The organism is Pseudomonas sp. IT-93MI4, from assembly GCF_949767635.1.
GTDB lineage: Bacteria > Pseudomonadota > Gammaproteobacteria > Pseudomonadales > Pseudomonadaceae > Aquipseudomonas > Aquipseudomonas putida_A.
This window is the reverse complement of the sequence record NZ_CATKPP010000028.1, coordinates 1-882: the sequence shown is the minus strand read 5'-3', so window position 1 is coordinate 882 and position 882 is coordinate 1. Positions and strand designations below refer to the sequence as shown.

Annotated in this window: 1 pseudogene; it reads left to right on the top strand. The window is 61.6% G+C overall.

Annotation, left to right across the window (positions count from 1 at the left end):
• Positions 1-882, top strand: a pseudogene (locus tag ACM6I7_RS14545) (hypothetical protein); the annotation flags it as partial.

The window sequence follows — 882 nt, the reverse complement described above, 5'->3', positions numbered from 1 at the left end:
CGGCCCGGCGGCAAGGATGAAAACGGCAGTGCCCCGGGGCATTCCGAGCTGTACATGTACATCGATCCGCGGATCATCAACGATGGCGTGGACAAGGAAACCGCCGAAACCGGCCTCGACATCATCATCAAGGCCAAACCCGGCAGCAGCAGCCTGTTGCCCTACCCCAACATGGCCGTGGGTGACCGCTGCAAATTGACCTGGGGTGGCTGGTTCGAGTATTCGCCACGGGTGACCCAGGATCACATCGATGACCCGCAGGGCCATCCACTGGTCATCCATGTCGACAAGGCCACCATCCTCGCCGCCGGCGATACCGATAGCCTGGCCGTAGCCTTTGAAGTACACGACATTGTCGACAACCGCTCCGAAGACTGGTGCGCCGCAGTGCGGATTGCCGTCGATACCGGCAACAAGCGCCTGCCGCCTCCCATGGTCAAAGAGGCCTTCAACAGTGAGCTGGACATGGACAAGCTGGGAGAGGCGCCGCTGACCTTGCAAGTGGTGGTCGATGCGCCTGAATTCCGGATCGGCGATGTGATCATCGGCCTGGGCAAGGGCACCACGCTGGACGGCGAACCGATCAACGTTGAAGTCCGCGGCGAGCCCCTCATCAGCGTGGGCAACATCTACGAATTGGCCCTGCCAAGCGCCGACATACGTTTGCTGGCCAAAACCCAGGCCGTGTTCAGTTATCGCGTGGAACGCAGCGGGTCTGATGATCGCGCCTCCAAGGGGCGCTTCGTCAGTATCATCGGAGCAACCCGACGCCTGCTCGCGCCGATTGCCGTGGATGCGCAACAAGGGGCACTCGACCCTGATCGGGTGTACACCACCGCCGTCATCCCCTTTGATCCGATGATGCAGGTGGGCATGGTCATC